The organism is Zymomonas sp. (assembly GCF_020216885.1).
GTDB lineage: Bacteria > Pseudomonadota > Alphaproteobacteria > Sphingomonadales > Sphingomonadaceae > Zymomonas.
Genome location: NZ_JAIWON010000181.1, coordinates 1 through 3,175 on the forward strand (window position 1 = coordinate 1; position 3,175 = coordinate 3,175).

At 43.2% G+C, this 3,175-nt stretch carries 3 protein-coding genes and 1 pseudogene; 3 read left to right on the top strand and 1 reads right to left on the bottom strand.

All coding sequences use genetic code 11. The annotated features are described in order from the left end of the window. Positions 1-819: FAD-dependent oxidoreductase (locus LDL18_RS08900; protein ID WP_296508853.1), on the bottom strand; the 819-nt coding region annotated here is incomplete at its 3' end. Between the two features lie 360 nt (positions 820-1,179). Here LDL18_RS08900 and LDL18_RS08905 point away from each other — a divergent pair. The 3 genes and pseudogenes from LDL18_RS08905 to LDL18_RS08915 all read left to right on the top strand — a co-directional run. Beyond that, positions 1,180-1,962, top strand: a pseudogene (locus LDL18_RS08905) (NAD(P)H-dependent oxidoreductase). Positions 1,963-2,073: 111 nt separating this feature from the next. Next, positions 2,074-2,361: a YciI family protein gene (locus LDL18_RS08910; RefSeq protein WP_296508856.1), complete on the top strand. Its 288-nt coding sequence runs from the start codon at positions 2,074-2,076 to the stop codon at positions 2,359-2,361. Positions 2,362-2,657: 296 nt separating this feature from the next. Then, on the top strand, positions 2,658-3,175 hold a 518-nt coding region (locus tag LDL18_RS08915; protein ID WP_296508858.1), incomplete at its 3' end, for a Plug domain-containing protein.

Genomic DNA, 3,175 nt, shown 5'->3' on the forward strand with positions numbered 1-3,175 from the left:
CTCTATTGCGCCGCTGAAAAGTGGTGAGCGATCCAGTCCTGCCCGAATGATATCATGGGTTTTTTGATTGCTGCGCGTCAAAGAACAAGCGATTTGAGGGGCAACCCGTCCCGTGCCATAGCTGGCCATTGTCCAAGGCTCTTCATCCGAAGGCTGGCGTTGCAATCTTGCCCAGTCGATCGTTCGACCGTCCAGTCTTGCGGGTGTGCCGGTTTTCAATCGTCCTAGAGGTAGATTAAGCGCTTTCAACTGTTCGGCAAGACCGAGTGAGGGCTGTTCACCGATCCGGCCTCCCCGCCATTTCTTTTCACCGCAGAACAGCCACGCATCCAGAAAAGTACCCGTTGTAAGCACCACGCTTTTTGTCGTGAGCAACCGACCCTCGGCCAAGAGAACACCCTCGACCGTGCCATGATCCATTTGAAAAGATTCAGCCATGCCTTCAATAATGGAAAGATTAGCTTGTTCTTTTAACGCCGTCTGGATCGCTTTTTTATAACGATTACGGTCAGCCTGTATGCGAGGCCCTTGCACCGCGCTGCCTTTGCTGCGGTTGAGCATCCGATAATGAATAGCGGCATAATCAGCCGCATGAGGCATCAAGCCGTCCCATGCGTCAATTTCACGCACCAGATGGCCTTTTCCTAATCCACCGATCGCCGGATTGCAGGACATTGCCCCGATCTGTTCGCTGTCCATCGTCACAAGAGCGGTTTTCGCCCCCATACGAGCGGCGACCGCCGCAGCTTCACAGCCAGCATGACCGCCGCCTATGACCACAATGTCGAAAAACTCTTTCATAACAGGGATAAAAATCATCCAGACGGGAGAAACAGAGAAAAGCTATCAAACAGTTTTCGGGATGAAAAACAATCATCAACCGTCATTTTGGCCTGAAAATAGCCTGTAATTTTTAAATTGCGGCCTTTTTGTTTCACGTGGAACAGAGAAAAGAACCCTAATTATTGTGAGAAGATCAGATGTGAACCAAAGTGGAAAGACAGATAGGCTGAATTTGAAATGGCTATCTGGCCGACCAATATAAAGCATGGTGACAGAGTTCGATTGGTTATAAAATATACATTTAGAGGATGTTAGGAAAAGGCTGTCTTAACCGAGAGTCTCTTTGTCTGTTGCGCCAGTATAGAGACTCTTTTCTATATTATAGGATAATAGGCCATGAATGTTCTGATTGTTTTTGCCCATCCCGAACGTCAGTCTTTGAATGGCGCTTTGCTAGATAGCATGATAAGTGAACTTGAAGCACAGGGGCATAAAATTCAGCTATCCGACCTTTACGCTATGCAGTGAAAAGCCACGGTCGATCGGAGTGATTTCCCCCTTCTTGCTCCCGATGAGCGGTTAAAAATAGCCGAAGCCTCTGCCAAAAATTTGGCGGCGCATCAATTAACCGAGGATGTTCAGGCCGAGCAGGAAAAACTGCTTTGGGCAGATATGGTCATCCTTCAATTTCCTTTATGGTGGTTCGGAATGCCAGCCATTTTGAAGGGATGGGTTGATCGCGTTTATGCTTGTGGTTTTGCCTATGGTGTCGGTGAACATAGTGATAAACGCTGGGGCGATCGTTATGGCGAAGGCAAAATGGCGGGCAAGCGCGCAATGTTGGTGGTAACAGCTGGCGGCTGGCAAGAGCATTATTCACAGCGCGGCATCAATGGTTCGATTGATGATTTATTATTTCCGATTACCCATGGCATTTTATTCTATCCCGGATTTACGGTATTGCCGTCCTTTGTCGCCTATCGGGTCGATCGTTTTAACGAACAGCAATTCGATGCAACCGCGAAAGAGTTGCGCGAACGGATGAGAACACTCGAGAGCACAGCCCCTATCGCCTATAGAAAACAGAATGGCGGTGATTATGTCATTCCAACGATGGAGCTGAAAGCCGGTTTGGAACGACCAAACACAACGGGTTTTGATCTTCATATAAAAGCGTAACGAGCCTGAAACAGGGCTAGAAAAAAGTCTTTTATAGTCCTGTTTTCACGCTGTAAGTCTTGTCTTTCTCTGTGAGGATTGGAGGAAGAATATGATAAGGGATATCTGTTGATGTTTATCGTTAATCTTTTTTATAAAAAGCCGATCAGCGAAATAGAAAAGCACATAAAAGCCCATCGAGATTTTTTGGATATTCATTATCAATCGGGGTATTTTCTGGCTTCGGGTGCTAAAAATCCAAGAAATGGCGGCATTATATTGGTCAATAGTCAGATAAGCCGCGATCATTTGGAACAAATTTTGTTAGAAGATCCCTTTCGACAAAATGACATAGCCGATTATGAAATTATTGAATTTGTACCGAGTAAATACGCTTCAATTTTAGCGGATAATATCTAGTTAAATTAAGGCTATATTTCATGAATAAAAAATATATTTTTCAATGATATAGCCTAATAATTTCCTTATATTTATATTTTTTTGAGATTTTATCTCAATTTATGGGTTCATTAACATATATCTTATTTTTCAGTATAATCTGAAATAATTTCGCATTATTTTATATATTTAAAAAATTTAATCAACATATTTTTGTTTTAACAATATTTAAATATTTTTACTTCAAATACAAAAAATTGTTATATAAATTCAAAAACAAGGAGATTGTTATTTAAAAATTAAAATAGGGGTTTGGTATGAAAACTTTTATACCAAAAGGAGGATTTTATCTTTCTTTTTTATGCAGTGTTTTTCAATATCCTTATGCCGTTTTGGCTGCAGACAAAAATGATATCACGGCCAATAACGGAGATGCCATTATTGTTACCGGCACACGTGAAACTGGAAAAAAAGCAAGCGAGAGCATTTCTCCGATTGATATGATTTCAGCTAAGCAACTGACCCAAACGGGGATGCCCAGTTTACGGGATGCCCTGACACAATTATTACCTTCTTTAAGCGTTCCCAATGCTGGATTTGATAGCGGTGCTTTGACTGATTCCTTGAGTTTGAGGGGGCTGAATTCTAATGAAACCCTTGTTCTGGTAGATGGTAAACGCCGTCATACCACAGCAAATCTTTCGGCTGTGGCAGGCCCTAACCAAGGAACAACACCCGTTGATATCGATATGATTCCGATGGCGGCCATCGACCATATCGAAGTTTTACGCGATGGCGCGTCCGCTCAATATGGTTCCGATGCCGTAGCCGGTGT